Raw genomic sequence first — 19,303 nt, forward strand, 5'->3', positions numbered from 1 at the left:
GGTCGAGCGGGGCGGTCGGGCGGACCGGGAAATCGACAGCGTTTCACGCGACCGGACCCTGGCGAGGGATAGATGAGCAAAGACGTCATCGAGGTCCGAGGGGCAGAGGAACACAACCTCAAGGACGTCGACGTTACGATCCCGCGGGAGCAGTTGACGGTCGTCACGGGGCTGTCGGGGTCGGGGAAGTCCTCGCTGGCGTTCGACACCGTCTACGCCGAGGGCCAGCGCCGCTACATCGAGTCGCTGTCGGCCTACGCCCGGAACTTCCTCGGGCAGATGGACAAGCCGAAGGTCGAGAACGTCGAGGGGCTGTCGCCGGCGATCTCCATCGACCAGAAGAACGCCGCGAACAACCCACGCTCGACGGTCGGGACCGTGACGGAACTCCACGACTACCTCCGCCTGCTGTACGCCCGCGTCGGCACGCCACACTGTCCGGAGTGCGGCCGCGAGGTCGGCGAACAGTCCGCCCAGCACATGGTCGACCGCGTGCTCGAACTCCCCGAGGGCACCCGCGCGAAGGTCCTCGCGCCGGTCGTCCGCGACCAGAAGGGCGCCTTCGAGGATCTCTTCGACGAGCTCGTCGCCGAGGGGTACGCCCGCGTCGAGGTCGACGGCGAACAGCACGACCTCTCGCTGGACCGGCCGGATCTGGACGAGAACTACGACCACACCATCGACGTGGTGGTCGACCGCGTGAAGGTCGGTCCCGAGGCCCGTTCCCGAATTACGGACTCCGTCGAGACCGCCCTGGAGGAGGGCGACGGCGTCCTGAAGGTCGTCGTCCCCGACCCGCCCGCGGACGTGGAACTGGGCGGCGCGGAGGCCCGCTCGGTCGGGGATCTCGGCGCCGACGACGCGAGCGACGGTGACGACGGCGACGGCGAGGACGATGCGGCCGAGGACCGCCTCGTCGTCGAGTTCTCCGAGGACCTGGCGTGTACGCACTGCAACGTCGACATCAGCGAGATCGAGACCCGGTCGTTCTCGTTCAACAGTCCCTACGGCGCCTGCCCGGAGTGCGAGGGCCTCGGCGAGACCAAGGAGGTCTCAGAGGACCTCGTCGTTCAGGACCCCTCGAAGCCGCTGAAACACGTCTTCGAGCCCTGGAGCTACGACCGCACGTACTACTCCCGGCAGCTGGACAACGTCGCCGAGCACTTCGGCGTCTCCCTCGATACGCCGTTCGAGGACCTCGACCCCGAGATCCGGCGGCAGTTCCTCTACGGCACGGATAGTCGAGTGCACTTCGAGTGGCGCACCAAGAACGGCACCCGCGAGAAGACCGAGCGCTTCGAGGGCGTCATCCCGAATCTGGAGCGTCGGCACGTCGAGACCGACTCCGACCGCGCCCGCGAGCACATCGAGGAGTACATGGCGACGACCACCTGTCCCGAGTGCGAGGGCACCCGCCTCAAGGCCGAGTCCCGCGCGGTGCTCGTCGACGGGACCGCCATCACCGAGGTCAACCGGCTCTCCATCGGCGACGCGCTGGAGCACTTCGAGGACCTGGAGCGCAACCTCGGCCCGCGCGACACCAAGATCGCCGAGGAGATCCTCAAAGAGATCCGCGCACGGCTCGGGTTCATGTGCGAGGTCGGGCTCGACTACCTGACCCTCGACCGGGAGGCCGCGACGCTCTCCGGCGGCGAGAGCCAGCGCATCCGCCTGGCGACACAGATCGGGAGCGGCCTCGTCGGCGTCCTCTACGTCCTCGACGAGCCCTCCATCGGGCTCCACCAGCGCGACAACGACCGCCTGCTGAACACCCTCGAAGAGCTGCGGGACCTCGGGAACACCCTCCTCGTCGTCGAGCACGACACCGAGACGATGCGCCGGGCGGACAACATCATCGACATGGGGCCCGGCCCCGGCAAGCGCGGCGGCGAGATCGTCGTCAACGGCGACTACGAGGCGGTGCTCGACTGCGAGGAGTCCACCACGGGCGACTACCTCTCCGGCGAGGAGGCCATCCCCGTGCCCGACGAACGGCGCGACCCCGACGGCCACCTCACGATCGAGGGCGCCCGCCAGCACAACCTCAAGGACCTCGACGTGGACCTGCCCGTCGGCTGTTTCACGGCCATCACGGGCGTCTCCGGGTCGGGCAAGTCGACGCTGATGCACGACGTGCTCTACAAGGCGCTGGCCCGCGAGATGCACGGCAACTCCGACGTGAACCCCGGCGAGCACAACGGCCTGTCGGGGCTGGACAACGTCGAGACCGTCCGGCTGATCGATCAGTCGCCCATCGGTCGGACGCCCCGCTCGAACCCCGCGACCTACACGAACGTCTTCGACCACATCCGCGAGCTGTTCGCCGAGACGGACCTGGCCAACCAGCGCGGCTACCAGAAGGGTCGGTTCTCGTTCAACGTCAAGGGCGGCCGCTGCGAGGAGTGCGGCGGCCAGGGCACCGTCACCATCGAGATGAACTTCCTCTCGGACGTGCAGGTCCCCTGCGAGGAGTGCGGCGGCGCCCGCTACAACCGCGAGACGCTGGACGTGACCTACAAGGACGCCACCATCGCGGACGTGCTCGACATGAGCATCGACGAGGCCTACGACTTCTTCGAGGGCCACAGCCAGATACGGCGGCGCCTCAAACTGCTGAAGGACGTGGGCCTGGGCTACATGCAGCTCGGCCAGCCGTCGACGACCCTGTCCGGCGGCGAGGCCCAGCGCGTCAAGCTCGCCGAGGAGCTCGGGAAGAAAGACTCCGGCGAGACGCTGTACCTGCTCGACGAGCCGACGACGGGGCTGCACCCCCACGACGAGCGCAAGCTCATCGACGTGCTCCACCGGCTCACCGACGACGGCAACACGGTGGTCGTCATCGAGCACGAACTCGACCTCGTCAAGAACGCCGACCACATCGTCGATCTGGGCCCCGAGGGCGGCGAAGCGGGCGGTCAGCTCGTCGCCGAAGGCACCCCCGAAGCGGTGGCTCGGACCGAGGGCTCCTACACCGGGAAGTACCTTCGTGACCTGCTGCCCGACGTGGATCTGGAGGGTCCCCGTGGCGACCGCGTCGTCACCGCCGACGCCGACGGCGAGGCGGAGACGGCGCCGCGGGCCGACGACGACTAGGAGCCACCTTTCACTTCGACGGGTCGGACCCGGAGAGCCTGTCTACGCCGCACGGGTATCAGATATGAGACTCGCGCGGATAGCTATAACTGCTGACAGACGAGTGACCCGCTCGTCATGGGACTCGCACGAACGGGCGCCGTGCTCTCGGGGCTCGCGGGCGTCGGGTTCGGGCTGCTGGGGCGGCTGCTTCCGCCGCCGGGCCCGTACAGCCCGCGACCGGACTGGGCGACGACGCTCTCGGGGCTGGCCGCCCCGCTGGTCGTCCTCGCGGTCGCCCTCTACCTCTACGACCGCGGGGTCGTCGGGCGACTGCTCGGCGGGCGCGGCGACGGCGTCGGCGGCGTGCTGGGCGGGTCGGGCGCCGTCCCGCTGAACCGCTACGAGATCATCGAGGCGACCAACTGGAAGCGGCTCAACTGGATCCGGCTGCGCCGGTCGCTGGGCGTCGCGCTGACCGTCGCGGGGACGGTCGCGCTGATCGTCTCGGTCGCCTTCGGGGACGCCGAGGGGCTGAGCGGCGAGTTCGGCGCAGCGATGACCGCGCTGTGGTTCGGCGCGATCCTGCTGGGGCTGGCGGTCGTGGCGACCTCCCGGACCGACGGCGAGGAGGTGGCGATGGACCACACCCACCGCGTGTCGGTCCGCATCCCCGATCTGTTCTCGCTGCACTCCTTCCACGTCCACCTCCGGCAGATCGCCGAGGACCTCGGGTACGTCCCGACCAACGACACCTCGCCCGGTCGGGGCGGCGCCGCGGCCGCCTTCGACGAGGAGGTGTACCTCTCGAAGGGCGGGTTCAAGGTCCGAAAGCGGCCGTTCGAGGCGTCGCTGAGTCCGCTGCCCGAGGGGTCGCCGATGGCCGAGGTGGTCAACCTCACGACCGCCAGCCTGTCGCTGGTCGCCGTCGGCGTCTCGCTGCTCGTGACCGGTCCGCGGGTCGCCGGCGCCCCGCTCCTGCTGGTCGGCGCCGTCGCCTTCCTCTACGACTACGTCCGGCGGACCCGCCAGTGGGCGGAACTCTACTGCATCGAGGAGGGCACCGTCTACACGCCGACGGCGGCGGTCCACGACGGCGAACCGCCCGGCGAGGGCGTCGTCCACCACGAGCCGGCCGTCTCGGCCGCAGAGTCCTCGACGGAGCTGCTCGTCACGCTCGGCGCCAAACACTCGGTGTACTTCGAGGGCGACCGCCTCGAAGCCGACTTCGAGGCCCTCGTCGAGCGGCTCGACGACGTGGCCGCCGAGAACAGCTACACCGTCGTCGACGAACCGACCCGCGAACGCGTGAGCGCCCGGACGAATGGCCGCTGACCCCGACCCCGCGGACGAGTCCGACGACTACCCCGTCGACCCCGCGGACCTGGGCGGCGCCAGCGACGCGGACCTGGCCGCCCTCGTCGCCGACGCCTGGGCCGCAGAGGGCTACCGGACGACCGTGAAAGAACACGGCTCGCACGTCTTCGTCTTCGCGAAGCGGCGGGTCGACGGAGAGATTCGGGGCGAGATCGTCTGGGTCGCCGGCGAGCGGGCCGTCGAGTCCGCGCAGCTGGAGCAGCTCCGCGCGCTCGCCGAGAAGACGGGCGCCGACTCGGCGGCCTGCCTGACCGTCGGCTCCGGCGGCGTCGCGGGGTCGGCCGCCGCGACCCACGACGTGACCCCGCTCGACGGCGACGACCTCCGGGCGAAACTCGGCGTCGACGAGGGTTCCGACCTCGACCAGGCCCCGGACACGCCGGCGAACGACCCGCCGGTCGGCTCCGGAGAGAGCGACGGCGGACCGGACGGACTGGGGGACCTGGACGCACCGGGGGACAGCGACCCGTCGTCGGCCGGTGAGGGCGGCCTGGCCGCGCCCGGCGACGGGGTGGGACCGCCGGACGACGAGACAGGCGGCGCCGCCGACGGCCCAGTTCCGGGAGCGGATGACGGCGGCGAGCCGGACCTGGACGGGGACGGTGCCGCCGGCCTCGACGGTCTCGGCGATGTCGGCGACGGTTCGGCCGACGCGGCCGTCGACGACGGTCCGACCGGAGCGGCTACCGACGACGGTCCGACGGGCGCGGCTACCGACGACGGTCCGACCGGAGCGACCTTCGACACTCCCGTCGGGTCGGGAGCGGGCCGGCGGCGTCTCGACGCGTGGGACGGGCAGACGACGGGCGCGGACGTGGACCGGCCGCCGTTCGACGGGCTCTGGGCGGCGGTGACCCGCGGCGACGCCGTCGAGACGGTCGCGGACCTGTCGGTCTGGGACGGGACCTCGCGCTGATCGCGGGTGCGACGCCGGCTTCGATACCCGCTCGAATCGCCGGAGCGCGGGTCCCGCCTTCGACTCCAGTCCCTGAAATCGATTTCAGCGAGCAGTCAAGTGTCTCCCGTCCCTCCGTCCGGTATGAGCGACGCCACCGCCTACGCCGCTCTCGACGACCGCGTGCTCGTCGTCCGCAGCGAGGGAGACGACCCGACGGCCGTCGGCTCCGAGCCGAGCGCGACCGACGAGTGGACCGCCGACGAGCGGCTCGTGGGGACGGACTTCGAGTCGGTCGCCACGAGCCCCGACCGGCCGGACCGCGCCTTCGCCGGCACCGTCGAGTCGGGGATCCACCGTACCGTCGACGGCGGCGACACCTGGGAACGGGTCGCCCCGGATATCGACGACCGCGTCACCGCGCTGGCGGTCAGCCCGCACGACCCCGACGTGGTGTGGGCCGGCACCGAACCCTCCGCCGTCTACCGCTCGACCGACGGCGGCGACACGTGGACTCCCCTGCCGCCCCTCTCGGACCTCCCCTCGGAGTCGGAGTGGTCGTTCCCGCCGCGGCCGCACACCCACCACGTCCGCTGGCTGGAACCGGACCCGGGCGACCCCGGGCGGCTGTACGTCGCCATCGAGGCCGGCGCACTCGTGCGGACCGACGACGCGCTCGCGGCCACGGCGGCCGACGGCGCGGACGGCACCGAGACCTGGCAGGACCGCCCCGAGGGCGCCCGCTACGACAACCACACGCTCGCCACCCACCCCGACGCCGAGGGGCGGGTCTACACCGCGGCCGGCGACGGCTACGCCCAGTCCGAGGACGGCGGGGACACATGGACGTACCCGCAGGAGGGGCTCGACCACGGCTACGTCTGGGGGCTGGCCGTCCCGCGGGCCGACCCGGACACCGTCGTCGTCTCCGCCGCGGGCGGCGCCCGGAGCGCCCACAGCGTCTCGACCGCCGAGGCGTACGTCTACCGGACGACGAACGCGGGCAACGGCGACGGCGACGCCAGTCGGGAGGCCTCGACCGAGTGGTCCCTCGCGATGGACGGCCTGCCGGATCCCGAGGGGACGGTCAGATCGATCCTCGCCGCAGCCGGCGGGTCGGTCCTGTTCGCGCTGAACAACCGCGGGCTCTACCGCTCGGCCGACGCCGGCGCCTCGTGGGATCGGGTCCCGCTGGAGTGGCCCGACGCCTACGAGTCACAGACGCCCCGCGGGCTGGCCGTGGTCTGAACACCGGGGGGAGCGAGCGAAGCGGGCCGGCGACTCGCCGGTCCCGCCGGTCACAGCGCCGCGCCGACGCCGTAGACGGCCATCGTCGTCACCACGGCCGCCGCGGCCGAGACGGCGATCACCTGGAACGCCCTGATCCGGTCCTGTTTGACCGCTTCCGCCTCTGCGACGGGCCCGGCGGTGCCGCCCGACCCCGAGAGGTCGTAGCGGGCCAGCGCGCCGAAGCCCGCACAGAAGCCCATCCGGTCCTGGACGAGACCCATGAATCCGCCGAACAGGAGCGGGAACGTCCCCAGCAACAGCCCCGCTGGTCGACCCGTCGCGAGGACGGCGCCGACGTAGGCCGCCGCCGCGAGGAACGAGGCCGCTCCCAGCGCGCGCCGCTTGCGCCGCTCGTCGCGCCCGATGTTGCAGACGCCCGGCTGATACTCGCTCATGGCGGTGACTGGCACCGGTCCGACATAAGGCCACCAGCAAACAGCGTCGGTACGGACCGTGGGACCGACCGCCGTCGCCCGCGAACTGCGGACTGAAAGATATTTCATCGCGACACGCCACGGGGCGTGTATGCACGATTTCGTCGTCGTGGGCTGTGGGCCCGCGGGCTCGCGGTTCGCCCGCCGCGCCGCCGAGCGGGGCTACGACGTGCTCGCCTTCGAACAGGGCGAGGTCGGGAAACCCCTCGCGTGTTCGGGCCACGTCTCAACCGACATCTGGGAGTACACCCCCGAGGGCGCCCGCGACCGCCTCCTGCAGAACGTCGTCTACGGCGCCCGCTTCCACCTCGGCGGCCCCCGCGGCGACCCGCCGGGCGACCCACGGTCGAACGGTCACGTCCGCTCCGGCGGACACGCCTCAGCCGACGGAAACGTGGCCGGCGACGACGGACACGGCTCGAACGGCCGCGACGGCGACTTCCCGGCCCGCACCTACCCCTTCTACAAGGACGATGGGGTGTCGAACGTCATCGACCGCGTGGGCCTCGACCGGGAGCTCGCCGACGCCGCCCGGGAGGCGGGCGTCGACCTCCGGGAGGACCACACCGTCGTCGGCGTCACGGAACACCGCGACCGCGTCGAACTCGAAGTCCGAGGTCCGGAGGGCGTCGAGACCCACGAGGCGCGGATGGTCGCGGGCTGCGACGGCCCGAAATCGCGGGTCCGGCGCGAACTGGACATGCCCGAACCCGACGAGTTGCTCCACGGCGTCCTCGGGTTCTCCGACGAGGACGACGGCTCCGATTTCGTCGACGTGCACCTCACCGTCCCGGACTTCTTCGCCTGGCGCATCCCGCGGGGGGCGGCGGGCGTCGAGTACGGCCTCGCGACGCCGCCGAGCGCGGACGTGCGCGACCGCTTCGACCGGTTCACCGCCGACTACGGCGTCGAGACCGACCGCCGGTGTTCCGGCCTGATCCCCGTCGGTCCGCCCGACTCGGTGACGAGCCGCCGGGCGTTCCTCGTCGGCGACGCCGCCGCCCAGACCAAGCCGTTCACCGGCGGGGGCATCCTCTACGGGATGACGGCCGCCGACCACGCCGCCCGGCAGGTCGACCCGCGCGACCCCGCGACACTGGCCGACTACGAGCGCGCGTGGCGCGACGACCTCGAACGCGAGATCGAACTGGGCCACTGGATCCGCCGGGCCTACTCGCTGCCCGAGCCGGTCCAGCGGGTCGGCCTCCGGGCGTTCTCCGGGGAGATCGGCGTCCACATGGACCGGCCGACCACCGTCTTCTCGCTCGACCAGCTCGAGTCGCTGCTGCGCGGGTGAGCGCCGGTCGGTCGGGGTTCGAGCCCCGCACGGCCGGGTGAGAATCCCCGCAACGCTGATTTGGGGAGCTTCCGAACCCCCTGCCATGGAACTCGACCTGCCGAAGACGGCCGCGGCGTTCGTCGTCCTGATCGCGGTCGGCGTGGGCGGACTGATCGGCGCGCCGATCCCGATGGGAACCGACACGATCCTGATGATGGTCGCCCCCTCGATGGTCGTCTTCGGCCTGATCTGTCTGGCGATCGGCGTCGCACACGGGCAGTACCGGGCCGGCGCGACGCGGTGAGCGCGACCCGCTGACGCGAGCGGTCCGACGGCGGACCCCTGCTCCGGGGACCGTCGCCCCCCGCTCCGCAAGACGTAACCGGCCACCGGCCCCACGTCGGGGCAATGACGGTCATCGAGTCGGTCCACGGGGACCACGGCGCGACGTTCGAGGAGCGGGGCGACCGCCGGGTGGTGGCCCACTACGGCCGCCCCGAGCGGACCCACGTCGCCGTCCGCAACGTCGTCGGCGTCACCGAGCGCGGCTACGGCGTCCTCACCGTCGAGGGCGACGACCGCGTCGAGTTCGTCGACAACGCCGTCTCGAACCGCGTCCCGGCGGAGGACGGCGAGGGCTGCTACGCCCTCCTGCTCGATCCGCAGGGGAAGATCGAGACGGACATGTACGTCTACAACGCCGCCGCCGGCGACCGCCTGCTCGTCTTCCTCCCGCCGACCGAACACGAGCGGGTCGCCGAGGACTGGCGCTCGAAGACGTTCATCCAGGACGTGGAGATAACGGACGCCTCCGACGATTTCGGCGTCTTCGGCGTCTACGGCCCCCAGGCCACCGAGAAGATCGCGAGCGTCCTCAACAAGGCCGCCTCGCCGGACCGCCCCCTATCCTTCGTCCGCGGGACGATGGCCGACGCCGGCGTCACCGTGATCCGCGACGACGGACTGGCCGGCGAGGAGGGCTACGAGGTGGTCTGCGCCGCCGAGGCGGCCGCCGAGGTGTTCGACACCCTGGAGAACCGCGGGAACGCGGCCGCCCCCTTCGGCTACCGCACCTGGGAGACGCTGACGCTGGAGGCCGGCACGCCCCTCTTCGAGACCGAGCTCGCCGGCCGGATCCCCAACGTCTGCGGCGTCCGCAACGCCCTGGACTTCGAGAAGGGCTGTTACGTCGGCCAGGAGGTCGTCTCCCGCGTCGAGAACCGGGGCCGGCCGAGCCAGCGGCTCGTGGGGCTGGTCGTCGACTCCGACGCGAACGCGGAGAGCGAGACCGATCCCGTCCCCGACGCCGGCGCGGCGGTGTTCGCCGGCGACGCCGCCGTCGGCGAGGTGACCCGTGGGGCCGTCAGTCCGACCCGCGACGAGCCGGTCGCGCTGGCCGCCGTCGACAGCGACGCGACGGAGGGTGAGAACCGCGACCTCGCCGTCCGGGTCGACGGCGAGGAGCGCCCCGCCGAGCGGGTCGCGCTCCCGTTCGTCGAGGGCAGCGACGAGTCGGCACGCCGGCCGCGCTACCCCGACGCGGACGCCGCGTAGCGGGCCCGCCGGCCCCGCACCCGGTCGCTACCGGCCGGACGAACGACCGGCGTCGACCGTTCTCGTACGTGATACTGGCACGAAACGCTCAATATTCGTGGGGCGGAAGGGTGTCCTAACGCCGCCCATGTCGGAATCAGTCATCGCGGACTTCGTCGCTACCTTCAACTCGGAGGCCTCGGCCCGCGCCGAGCCGGTCAAGGGGCGGATCCTCCTCAGCGAGAAGCGGCTCGTCCTCGCCGCCGACGAGGGGAAGGTGACGATCCCCCTGTCTTCCGTCTTCGACGTGGCCGTCGGTCAGGTCCCCGACGACCTGGGCGACTTCTTCAACTCGACGGTGACGGTCGCCTTCGAGAGGGGCGGGGACCGCATGGTCGCCGCCGTCGAGGCCGACGACGACAAGATCGAGAAGTTCACCACCGTCCTGTTCAAGGCCGTCCTCAACGGTACCGACGTGACCGTCAAACACCCCGCCCGCGTCGGGGGGCGCGTCACCGACGAGTCGTTCGTCCCCGCGAAGCTGTACCTCAAGCCCGGGACCGTCCGGTTCCGCCGCGCCGACGACGCCGTCGAGATCGACCTCTCGACGGTCAGCGACTTCGAGCGGACCTCCCGCGAGATCGGCGGCACCGACCGGTCGGTGCTGGCGGTCCGGCACCTCTCGGGCGGGCAGTCGAGCCTCTCGCTGGCCGCGCTGGAGTCCCCGCGGAAGATGTCGATCCTCGGCCGCTACCTCCGCCTGGAGTACAGCGACCTCATGGCCGACCTGGAGGACGTGTCCCTCTCCGAGGAGCAGGTCGAACTGCTCGTCGCCGTCTACTCGACCGGCCCCGGCGTCTCGCTCGCGAACGTCCTCGACATGGAGAGCAGCCAGCTGACGATGGTCCTCAACGACCTCCGGGCCGACGACCTCGTCGTCGACGGGGAAGACGGTCCGAAACTCACCCCCAAGGGCCGCGTCGTCGTCTCCAACCACCTCGAAGACGTGAACGCCTGAATCCGGCCGGCCCGCGTGCCGACCACTCCCGTTCGGCCTCGCCGCGGCCGCCTCGTCCCGTCGGCCGTCCCGGATTCGCCGCTCGCTCCGTCAGGCGTCCCAGGGCTCGCCGCTCGCCAGGTCCACCTCGGAGTCGCCCTTCTCCGAGGGGCAGATGTCCGCCAGCACGCACTCGCCGCAGTCGGGGTTGCGCGCCGTGCAGACCTCGCGGCCGTGGCTGATCAGCAGGTGGGTGTACCACTTCCACTCGTCCTCCGGAACGACCGGGAGCAGGTCCTCCTCGATGGCCTCCGGGCGCTCTTCCTCGGTGATCCCCAGCCGTCGGGAGAGTCGCTGGACGTGCGTGTCGACGACGATGCCCTCCACGAGGTCGTAGCCGTGCTGGAGGATGACGTTCGCCGTCTTCCGGCCGACGCCCTTCAGGTCGGTCAGTTCGTCCATCGTGTCCGGCACCTCGCCGTCATGTTCCTCGACGATCGTCTGCGCCGAGGACTTGAGGTAGTCGGCCTTGCTGTTGTGGTAGGTGATCGACCCGATGTCCTCGGAGAGTTCGTCCACGTCCGCCTCGGCGTAGTCTTCGGGGGACCGGTACTTCTCGAAGAGGTCTTCGGTCTCCTTGTTCACGCGCTCGTCGGTGCACTGCGCGGAGAGGACGACGGCGACGAGCAGTTCGAGGCGGTTCGAGAAGTTCAGCGAGATGGTGGCGTCGGGGTACTCCTCCCAGAGCCGTTCGATGACCTCCTCGGCCTGCTCGGCGCGCGAGGGGAGCGGCGTGCCCATTGTGGGCGATCCATCGGCCGAATCGCGCTTGAGTGGTTCGGTCTCGGGCTTCGGGTCGGGAGCCCCCCGTCGGAAGCCTCCACCGGGGCCGCCGGCGGAGTCACTCGACGTAGGTGTACTTGCGCTCGCCCATCCGGCCCCACCCGTCGAAGACGAACTCGGAGTCGGGCGTGGTGAACTGGTCCACGTCGGAGGCGCCGGCGTCGGCGTCGTGGTTGTGCACGTCGTGGACGTCCTCGTACTCCTCGAAGCTCAGCTCGTAGCGGGCGGCCAGCTGGTCGTCCACGTCGAGCGCCTCGATCTCCGCCGCCCAGCCCGGCTGGACGGTCTCGGCGTGGATCTCCGCCTGGGCGCCCGACCCGTAGGAACCCACGAGCAGCCGCTCGCCGGTCAGGTCGGCGCCGTCCTCGTAGGCGGCCTTCAGCCCGGACAGGCGGGCGAGGTGGACCGAGCCGGTGTACCAGTTGCCGACCTCGCGGGAGATCGTCAGGGTGGGCTCGACGGTCTCGGCGTACCACTCGCGGTAGGTGTCGGTGTCGGTCAGCTCGTCGGTGTAGTCGGCGGCGGCCTCGCGGAACGCCTCCTCGCTGTCGAACGCCTCGCGGCGGGGCTGGCGGCCGATCTCGCCGGCCAGTTCCTCCTCGATCTCGGTGTCGCGGCTGACGTGGCGGAAGGCGAGCGCGGCGGCCTTGCGGACCATCCCCGGGAACGGGGTGTGGAAGGGGATCAGCGCCGCGTCGTCGGGGTGGATCTCCCCCGCGACGGACTCGAAGTCCTCGACGGCTTCCCGCATCCGCGCGAGGTACACCTGCACCGAGCGCTTGCCGTCGACGCTCGGGAACTGCTGCTGGGGCTTGAGGAAGTCCGTCTCGTCGGCGCTGCCGTAGCCCTGCTCCGCGGAGAGTTCGACCAGGTCGGGGTCCTCGCTGACCAGCAGCGCGACCGCGCCCGCGCCCTGCGTGGCCTCGCCGGGGTCGTCGCGGGCGTACAGCGCGGTGTCGGTGGCGATCACCAGCGCCGAGCGGCCGCGGTTGCGGCCCGCGCGGATCCAGTTGTACGCGTCGTCGAGGCTCTGGGTGCCCGAGATGCAGGCGAACTTCCGCTCGCCCTTGTTGGCGTGGTGGAAGTCGCCGTCGTAGACCTGTTCGAGACAGCCGGCGATGTACGTCGAGACCGGCTTGGAGTTGTCGAACGCCGACTCCGTCGCCACGTCGATCCGGCCGATGTCCTCGGGTTCGAGCCCCTTGCGCTCCATCAGGTCGTGGGCCGCGTTGGCCCCCATCGTCACGATGTCCTCGTAGACGTCCGGGAACGAACTGGCGGTCAGGCCGAGCCCCTTCGTGTACTTCCCCGGGTCGTCGCCCTGCGCCGGCGCGAACGTCTCCGGCAGGTCCAGCCTGAGCTTCCCCGTCCGGATCTCGACGGCGTCGATACCGACCGATGTCATAGGCCCCACTTGCGCGCGACTCGTATAAGGGCCTGTCGACTAGCGTATCGACGAGCGTCGAACGCAGTGTGGACGGAGAGCGCGAGTCACGGAGCGCCGTCGACGACGCTGCCGCGGTCGGGGGTTCCGTCGACTTCGACCCGGTCGACGTTGTAGAGTTCGCCGTTGTTGCCGTTGGTGTTGCCGACGTAGAACTCCGCGTCCTGGACGAACAGGTCGGCACCACTCGTGTCGGCCCCGTAGGCAAGCAGGTTCCCGCTGGAGGTCGTCGCCATGACCGTCCGCTCGACGACCATGTCGCCCGTCGTCGCGCGGAGGACGATATCGCTGCCGTCGCCGTTGCCGTTCTGGTAGTTGTTCAGCGACCCGTCGGACAGGTCCAGCGTCGACCCCTCGACCTCGATGGCGCTGGCCGAGTCCAGCGCCGCGTTCGTCCCGGTGACCGCGTCCGACCCGGTGACCGTCAGCGAGCCGTACCCGTTGCCGTTCTGGTAGTTGTTCAGCGTCGCGCCCGAGATGTCGACCGCCGTGCCCGCGAGGTCGACGTCGTTGGCCGACGCGACCAGGCTCCCGCTCCCCGCGACGCTCCCCGAGGCGTCGACCGTCAGCGTCCCGAACCCGTTGCCGTTCTGGTAGTTGTTCAGCGTCGCGTCCGTGACGTCGATATCCGACCCCGAGAGCGACACGTCGCCGGCGGCCGCGACCGTCGACCCGGCGGCGTTCACGTCGCCGCCGGTCGCCGCGACGGTCAGCGGCCGCCCGTCGCCGTTCCCGTTCTGGAAGTTGTCCAGCGAGGCGCCCGACACGTCGACGCTCGCGCCCGTCACGTCGAGGGTCCCCGGCGTGTCGAGGGTCGCGCCCGTCGCGGCGACGGACCCGGACCCCGAGACCGACAGCGACCCGAACCCGTTGCCGTTCACGAACCCGTCGAGGACCGCGTTCGAGAGGTCCACGTTCGACCCCGTCACCGACAGGTCGTTGGCCGTGACAGCGGTGAACCCCGCCGCGCTCACGTCGCCGCCGGTCGCCGCGACGGTCAGCGGCCGCCCGTCGGCGTTCCCGCTCCGGTAGTTGTCGGCGGTCGCGCCGGTCACGTCGACGCTCGCGCCGCGGAGTTCGAGGTCGCCCGTCGAGTCGAAGCGCCGGTCCGGGGCGGTGAGCGCCCCGTTCCCGGCGTCCAGCAGGACATCGTCGCCGGTCACGTCGACGCCGACGCGGATCCCGTCGGCGTTCCAGTCGACGGTCCCCGCGTCGATGGCGCCCGTGCTCTCCGGGACGACCAGCCCGTTGCCGTCCGCGGCGGTGTAGCTCCCCGACACGTCGGCCTTCGTCAGCGCGATGTCGGTCCCCTCCTGGTAGCGGCCGTCCTGGTTGACGTCCTCGTAGGGGAAGCCGGGGTCGCGCTCGCCGGTCATGTTCGTCACCGTCACGTTCAGCACGTCGCTCGCGCCGCCGGCGGTCGCGTACAATCTGACCGTCCCCTCGTTTTTCGCCTCGAAGGTCGTCGCCACCTCGCCGTTCGCGTCGGTCGTCCCCCGGTACGTCGACAGCTCCCCGACCGTTCCGTTGTTGAGCGCGAACCCGACCGCCGCCCGGTCGACCGCCGTCGGGGCCACGTCGCCGCGGGCGTCGGTCAGCGCCGCCCGGACGTCGAACTCGCTGCCGGCCGCGGCCACGTCGAGCGTGTAGTCCGGACCGGTCGTCGGCGCCTCGAACCGCAGCTCGTAGGGGGAGGCGCCGCCGCCCCCGCCGACGCCACCGCCGCCCGTCTCCCGGACGTTGACCGTCATCCCCACGTCCTCCGGGTCGCCCGCGGCGAACGCCGGCTCCGTCGCGTCCTCGTAGCTGAACTGCAGCGAGTAACTGTCCCCGCCGGCGTCGTCCCCGGCGGCGTACACGAACTGCGCGCGGCCGTCCGAGCCGGTGGTGACCGAGCCGTCCTCGAACGTCCCGCCCGCGGCGACGCCGCTCACGGTCACCCCCGGGACCGGGTTGTTGTACGCGTCGCGCACCTCGACGGTCACCTGCGTCGACCCGCCCTCCGGCACCGCCGACCCGTTGCCGTCCACTTCAGTCATGTACGCGGCGGACGTGCCGGTCACGCGCGTCCCGACACCGGCTTTCGCCATCCGCAGCTCGTACGTGCCGGGACGCAGGTCGATCGCCAGCGTCCGGTACCCCTCGACCGCCAGCGGGCTCGTCCGCACGCCGGTCACGTTCCCGCCCTCGGCCGCGAACTCGCCGGCCAGCAGCTCCTCCCAGGTCGACTCCGGTAACCGCGTCGCGGTCCGGACGGTGATCGGGTCGCCCGACGCCCGGTTGGTCACCGCGACCGTCGTGCTGGAGGCGCTCACCGGTCGTACGTCGACCGACGCCGCGTCCGACGACGACCGCTGTAGCGACCCGTTCAGCGCCACCAGCGAGACGGTCGACCCGTCGACCATGGTCTGGCCGCTGCGGGCCAGCGTCGCCCCCTCGAAGGTGAAGTTGTCGTACAGCACCGTCGAATCGTAGACCGTCCGCGGCGGCTGGCCGTACTCGTTGTACCGCGGTCGGTAGACGACCGACCCCGTCGAGTAGGTCCGCGGCGACCCGCCGGCCTCCCAGAAGTCGTCCGTCTCCTCGTCCAGCGCTTCGACGTTCGCCAGCGAGAACGACACGTCCCCGTCGGCGGTCCCCGCCGTCGACAGTGACCCCGACACCGGCGGCGGGTTCACCGCGAGCACCCGCGAGGGGTAGGTCGTCCCCAGCTGGACCGACACCGCGCGGCTCGCCGACTCGCCGAACGTCGACACCACCGCGTTCCGCAGGTCCAGCAGGTCCGCCTGCACCTGCTGGCTGTGGTCGAACTCGACCCGCTCGTTTTGCTGTGGGACGACCGTCGCCTGGTACAGCGACAGCAGGAGGATCAGCGCCGCGAACAGGAGCACGGCTCCGATCTGGATGGACTGGCCCCTGTCGTCCCACGGCTCCATGTCGCCGGACTACCGGCTCGGCGTGCAAAAACCTGCGTCCCCGATTTTCCACCCTGATAACGCCCACCCGCCGAGCCGGGGTCGGCCGACGGCGGCCGCGCGCCTACTCGTCGTCCTCTTCGACGACTTCGGGGTCTTTCATCGCCGTCTGGAGGCTGTCGAGCCCGTTGACCCACTGGACGACCAGCCCGGGTTCGACCTCCTCGGCGATGGAGGGGTCGAACTCCGCGCCGTCGATGACCAGCGTCCCCGCCTGGACGCAGTAGGACAGCGCCGTGTCCAGGTCCTCCTCGGCCTCGGCGTCGGCCGCGGCGCCGACGTACTCGCCGATCTCGGCGTCCTCGGCGGTGCCGCCGACGACGAACTCCTCGGCGGCGTAGAACACGCAGACCAGCGAGGTCTGGACGCTGTCGACCAGCATCAGCGCCTCCTCGTCGTCGAACGCCGGCTCGGCGAGGACGACCTCGCGCATGTCCTCGATCTCCGAGAGGGCCTCGTCCTCGTCGAGGATGCCCTCCTCGAAGTCGGAGACGACCTTGACCACGGCGATGGCCGTGTCGTCCTGCATGTTCCACAGCAGCTGCGCCGTGTCGTCGTCCTCCGGGTCCAGGTCCTCCTCGTCGATCCTGTCCAGCCAGTTCTGCCAGCGTTCGGGCGTGTAGTACTCCCCCGGCTGATTGCTCATACAACGTCGTTCGTCGCTCCGGTCATATGGCTTTCGACCCACCTTTTTTCGCCGGGGGTGTCCTCGCGCGCCGTGGGCGCGCTGCGGGTACCCCGCGGCGAAAAAACGTGGGCGAAAAAAGCCGGACGACTCGGTCGCTTCGCTCCCTCGCGTCCGGGGAACCGGCGCCACGGCGCCGGACGTTCGGGAACCGCCGCTTCGGCGAGCCTGCCCTTCCCCGGGTCGCGCGGCCCGCGCCGATGCGCGGGCACGCGCTCCCGGCCACCGCACCACGGCCGCAACCGCACCGCTCTGCACCGCTCCGCAACCGCACCGCTCCGCAACCGCACCGCTCTGCACCGCTCCGCAGCCGCACCGCTCTGCACCGCTCCGCAGCCGCACCGCGGCCGCAACCGCACCGCTCTGCACCGCTCCGCGACTACGCCCGCACCGAAACCGCGCCGTACGGCCCGACTTCAGTACGGTTCCTCGTCCTCGTCGATGTCGGCGTAGAACCGAAGCAGACCGCACTCGGGACACATCAGCGTCGTCACGTCCTCGGTCTCGCCCATTCCGAGCTTGCCGAGCACCCCCTCGCGCTTCTCGCCGGTCCTGACGTGGGGGTTCCAGGCGTCGCTCATGCCGAACTCGACGGACTCCATCGAGACGCCGCAGTCGGGACAGCGGTGGTCGTCCATACCCCGCCGTTCCCGTCAGCGAGTGAAAAGGTATCGGCTCACTCCAGCGTCGCCTCGGTGTCGATGCCGTAGACCGCCGCGGGCGTGTCGACGTGCGCGCGCTCGATTGCCTCGTCGTACCCCTCCTCGCGCAGCCAGCGCACCCGCGAGGGGACCGTCCCGACGCCCAGCACCGCGCCCGGCCGGTCGGGGTCGTCGATGAAATCCGTCTCCATCATGAACGGCTCGTCCTCCTCGATGGCGAGTTCCAGTTCGTCCTTGTGGGAGATGACGCTCTTGGTGATCCCCGCCAGCCGGCCACCGGCGTAGTGTTTGACGACGCGCTCGGGCGGGAGCCCCCGCGCCTCGGCCCACTCGGCGACCTCGGTGAAGTCCTCGCTGCTCTCGGCGTGGAGCTGGATCGCGCAGCCCGTCTCCGCCGCGAGGTCGAACCCGTGTCTCATCACGTCGTTCGAGGCGTCCCAGACGGCGTCGCTCACGTCGTAGTGGGGGCGGCCGGACTTCAGCGCCAGCGCCGGCCCCTCGGCGACGTACTCGGCGGCGGTGTCCAGCCCCGTCTGCATCAGGTCCCGCGCGTCCTCGGGGTCGCGCCCGTCGTCGACCAGTTGCGAGACGAGTCCGGGGTGGACGCCCAGCACCGGCCAGGCCCGTCCCGGCAACTCGTCGCTCGCCCGCTCGACCACGTCGACGGTCAGCTCGAACACCTTGCGGAAGTCCTCGGCGCCCTCCGGCAGGGAATCGAGGAGGTGCCAGGAGGGTTTGTTGACGACGAGCAGGTGCGTCCCGCCGCTGTCGGCGAACTCCCGCGCGGCGTCGACGCCGCGGCCGTGGACGGGGTCCAGGTGCATGTGGTCGTCGAGGACCGGGCCGTCGATCTCGGCGTTCATGTCCGGCCCTCCGGCGCGCGGCCGAAAAAACCGTTCGCTGTCCGGCGCCGGCCCCCCTCAGTCGGAGCCGGAGACGCCGCAGACGTTGCCGGTCACGTACACCTCGTTGTCCCGGGTGGTCTCGATCCCGATCCCGAGCCGGGTGGCGTTGGGGTAGGCGAGCCGCTCGCTGAACACCCGGTTGGTCCGCCACTCCTCGAAGATCGCGCGGGCGACCGCCGACTCGTTGCCGTTGTAGCGGGGCCCGTCGGGGCCGCGGTAGGTCACCCCGGCGTAGGTCCTGCCCAGCACCTCCATGCGGTTGCGCGTCGGCGTCACGATGTACTGGGCGCCCGACCGCTTGAACTTGCACGTCTCGAACAGGCCGTGGTCGCGGTAGCGCCCGGCGCTGGAGCGGTTGTCGATCCGGTGGATCGTCTGACCGATGTCGGCCATGTCGACGCTGTGGGCCGTCGCCATCCTGTCGAGCCGCTCGACGACCCGCCCGTCGGCCTGCGCGAACGGGTCGAGCCCCCGCTCGACGCGCCAGTCGTTGATCAGCCCGCGGAGGCGGTGCTCGATCCGCTCGGTGTCGAACCGCCGGATCAGCATCGGCGTGCGCGTCGGCGTCGCCGTCGGCTCGGGCGTCAGCGTCGGCGTCGCCGTCGCGGTCGGCGTCGGCACGGCCGTGGGGGTGGCCGTCGGGGTCGCCGTGGGAACCGGCGTCAACGTCGGCGTCGCGGTGGCAGTCGCGGTGGGCGTGGCGGTCGGCGCAGGCGAGGGCGTCGGTGAGGGTACGGCGCCGTCGCCCGGACCGGCGTCGGTCGGCGTCGCCGGGACGCCGGGCGCGCCGCTCCCGCCGCCGACGGCGAACCCGACGAGCGCGCCGACGAGGAACACGCCGAGCACGGACGCCGCGAGCACGCGCCCGTCGATCCGGAGCATGTCCGGGGATTCCCGCTCGCCCGGTTAAAG

General features: G+C 71.3%; 16 protein-coding genes. 8 read left to right on the plus strand and 8 right to left on the minus strand.

Annotated elements, in window-relative coordinates:
• Positions 1–72: 72 nt before the first annotated feature.
• From uvrA to E3328_RS15600, 4 genes are all read left to right on the plus strand, one after another.
• Complete coding sequence (gene uvrA, locus E3328_RS15585; protein ID WP_135365536.1) at positions 73–3,093, plus strand: excinuclease ABC subunit UvrA; 3,021 nt, start codon at positions 73–75, stop codon at positions 3,091–3,093.
• Between the two features lie 117 nt (positions 3,094–3,210).
• The gene (locus tag E3328_RS22100; protein ID WP_167837423.1) at positions 3,211–4,407 is read left to right on the plus strand and encodes a hypothetical protein; all 1,197 of its coding nucleotides are present in this window, start codon (positions 3,211–3,213) and stop codon (positions 4,405–4,407) included.
• Positions 4,397–5,365, plus strand: a complete 969-nt coding sequence (locus tag E3328_RS15595) for an ICP22 family protein (protein ID WP_135365537.1) — start codon at positions 4,397–4,399, stop codon at positions 5,363–5,365. The genes E3328_RS22100 and E3328_RS15595 overlap by 11 nt, the downstream gene beginning before the upstream one ends.
• A gap of 123 nt (positions 5,366–5,488) precedes the next feature.
• Complete coding sequence (locus tag E3328_RS15600) at positions 5,489–6,592, plus strand: WD40/YVTN/BNR-like repeat-containing protein (protein WP_135365538.1); 1,104 nt, start codon at positions 5,489–5,491, stop codon at positions 6,590–6,592.
• Positions 6,593–6,642: 50 nt separating this feature from the next.
• Here E3328_RS15600 and E3328_RS15605 read toward each other — a convergent pair whose 3' ends face one another.
• A complete protein-coding gene (locus tag E3328_RS15605; protein ID WP_135365539.1) occupies positions 6,643–7,029 on the minus strand; it encodes a hypothetical protein in 387 nt (128 codons plus the stop codon).
• A gap of 130 nt (positions 7,030–7,159) precedes the next feature.
• On the opposite strand from E3328_RS15605, the gene E3328_RS15610 reads away from it, so the two are divergent.
• From E3328_RS15610 to E3328_RS15625, 4 genes are all read left to right on the plus strand, one after another.
• Positions 7,160–8,365 (plus strand): FAD-dependent monooxygenase, encoded by a 1,206-nt coding sequence (locus E3328_RS15610; protein ID WP_135365540.1) that lies wholly within the window; start codon positions 7,160–7,162, stop codon positions 8,363–8,365.
• An 85-nt stretch (positions 8,366–8,450) separates the two neighbouring features.
• Positions 8,451–8,651 carry a DUF7333 family protein gene (locus tag E3328_RS15615; protein ID WP_135365541.1) on the plus strand — a complete coding sequence of 67 codons (201 nt, stop codon included), beginning with the start codon at positions 8,451–8,453 and terminating at the stop codon, positions 8,649–8,651.
• Positions 8,652–8,755: 104 nt separating this feature from the next.
• Positions 8,756–9,901 carry a CAF17-like 4Fe-4S cluster assembly/insertion protein YgfZ gene (gene ygfZ, locus E3328_RS15620; protein ID WP_135365542.1) on the plus strand — a complete coding sequence of 382 codons (1,146 nt, stop codon included), beginning with the start codon at positions 8,756–8,758 and terminating at the stop codon, positions 9,899–9,901.
• A gap of 127 nt (positions 9,902–10,028) precedes the next feature.
• On the plus strand, positions 10,029–10,898 hold the full coding sequence (locus E3328_RS15625; RefSeq protein WP_135365543.1) for a CheF family chemotaxis protein: 870 nt from the start codon (positions 10,029–10,031) through the stop codon (positions 10,896–10,898).
• A gap of 90 nt (positions 10,899–10,988) precedes the next feature.
• Here E3328_RS15625 and nth read toward each other — a convergent pair whose 3' ends face one another.
• The 7 genes from nth to E3328_RS22110 all read right to left on the minus strand — a co-directional run bounded on the left by nth (position 10,989) and on the right by E3328_RS22110 (position 19,273).
• A complete protein-coding gene (gene nth, locus E3328_RS15630) occupies positions 10,989–11,678 on the minus strand; it encodes an endonuclease III (protein WP_135365544.1) in 690 nt (229 codons plus the stop codon).
• Positions 11,679–11,778: 100 nt separating this feature from the next.
• Entirely contained in the window at positions 11,779–13,125 is a 1,347-nt protein-coding gene (gene hmgB / locus E3328_RS15635; RefSeq protein WP_135365545.1) for a hydroxymethylglutaryl-CoA synthase, read from the minus strand.
• Between the two features lie 86 nt (positions 13,126–13,211).
• Positions 13,212–16,100, minus strand: a complete 2,889-nt coding sequence (locus tag E3328_RS22105; protein WP_167837424.1) for a beta strand repeat-containing protein — start codon at positions 16,098–16,100, stop codon at positions 13,212–13,214.
• Positions 16,101–16,203: 103 nt separating this feature from the next.
• Positions 16,204–16,785, minus strand: a complete 582-nt coding sequence (locus E3328_RS15645) for a DUF2150 family protein (protein WP_135365546.1) — start codon at positions 16,783–16,785, stop codon at positions 16,204–16,206.
• Positions 16,786–17,240: 455 nt separating this feature from the next.
• The gene (locus E3328_RS15650; RefSeq protein ID WP_135365547.1) at positions 17,241–17,462 is read right to left on the minus strand and encodes a hypothetical protein; all 222 of its coding nucleotides are present in this window, start codon (positions 17,460–17,462) and stop codon (positions 17,241–17,243) included.
• A 38-nt stretch (positions 17,463–17,500) separates the two neighbouring features.
• On the minus strand, positions 17,501–18,349 hold the full coding sequence (locus E3328_RS15655) for a TatD family hydrolase (RefSeq protein ID WP_135365548.1): 849 nt from the start codon (positions 18,347–18,349) through the stop codon (positions 17,501–17,503).
• A gap of 57 nt (positions 18,350–18,406) precedes the next feature.
• Complete coding sequence (locus tag E3328_RS22110; protein WP_167837425.1) at positions 18,407–19,273, minus strand: CAP domain-containing protein; 867 nt, start codon at positions 19,271–19,273, stop codon at positions 18,407–18,409.
• Positions 19,274–19,303 lie beyond the last annotated feature (30 nt).

Source organism: Halosimplex halophilum (assembly GCF_004698125.1).
GTDB classification, from domain to species: domain Archaea; phylum Halobacteriota; class Halobacteria; order Halobacteriales; family Haloarculaceae; genus Halosimplex; species Halosimplex halophilum.

Bases quoted from the DNA above. Each gene is read 5' to 3' on its own strand.
- uvrA (WP_135365536.1), top strand. From the start codon at position 73: ATGAGCAAAGACGTCATCGAGGTCCGAGGGGCAGAGGAACACAACCTC.
- E3328_RS22100 (WP_167837423.1), top strand. From the start codon at position 3,211: ATGGGACTCGCACGAACGGGCGCCGTGCTCTCGGGGCTCGCGGGCGTC.
- E3328_RS15595 (WP_135365537.1), top strand. From the start codon at position 4,397: ATGGCCGCTGACCCCGACCCCGCGGACGAGTCCGACGACTACCCCGTC.
- E3328_RS15600 (WP_135365538.1), top strand. From the start codon at position 5,489: ATGAGCGACGCCACCGCCTACGCCGCTCTCGACGACCGCGTGCTCGTC.
- E3328_RS15605 (WP_135365539.1), bottom strand. From the start codon at position 7,029: ATGAGCGAGTATCAGCCGGGCGTCTGCAACATCGGGCGCGACGAGCGG.
- E3328_RS15610 (WP_135365540.1), top strand. From the start codon at position 7,160: ATGCACGATTTCGTCGTCGTGGGCTGTGGGCCCGCGGGCTCGCGGTTC.
- E3328_RS15615 (WP_135365541.1), top strand. From the start codon at position 8,451: ATGGAACTCGACCTGCCGAAGACGGCCGCGGCGTTCGTCGTCCTGATC.
- ygfZ (WP_135365542.1), top strand. From the start codon at position 8,756: ATGACGGTCATCGAGTCGGTCCACGGGGACCACGGCGCGACGTTCGAG.
- E3328_RS15625 (WP_135365543.1), top strand. From the start codon at position 10,029: ATGTCGGAATCAGTCATCGCGGACTTCGTCGCTACCTTCAACTCGGAG.
- nth (WP_135365544.1), bottom strand. From the start codon at position 11,678: ATGGGCACGCCGCTCCCCTCGCGCGCCGAGCAGGCCGAGGAGGTCATC.
- hmgB (WP_135365545.1), bottom strand. From the start codon at position 13,125: ATGACATCGGTCGGTATCGACGCCGTCGAGATCCGGACGGGGAAGCTC.
- E3328_RS22105 (WP_167837424.1), bottom strand. From the start codon at position 16,100: ATGGAGCCGTGGGACGACAGGGGCCAGTCCATCCAGATCGGAGCCGTG.
- E3328_RS15645 (WP_135365546.1), bottom strand. From the start codon at position 16,785: ATGAGCAATCAGCCGGGGGAGTACTACACGCCCGAACGCTGGCAGAAC.
- E3328_RS15650 (WP_135365547.1), bottom strand. From the start codon at position 17,462: ATGGACGACCACCGCTGTCCCGACTGCGGCGTCTCGATGGAGTCCGTC.
- E3328_RS15655 (WP_135365548.1), bottom strand. From the start codon at position 18,349: ATGAACGCCGAGATCGACGGCCCGGTCCTCGACGACCACATGCACCTG.
- E3328_RS22110 (WP_167837425.1), bottom strand. From the start codon at position 19,273: ATGCTCCGGATCGACGGGCGCGTGCTCGCGGCGTCCGTGCTCGGCGTG.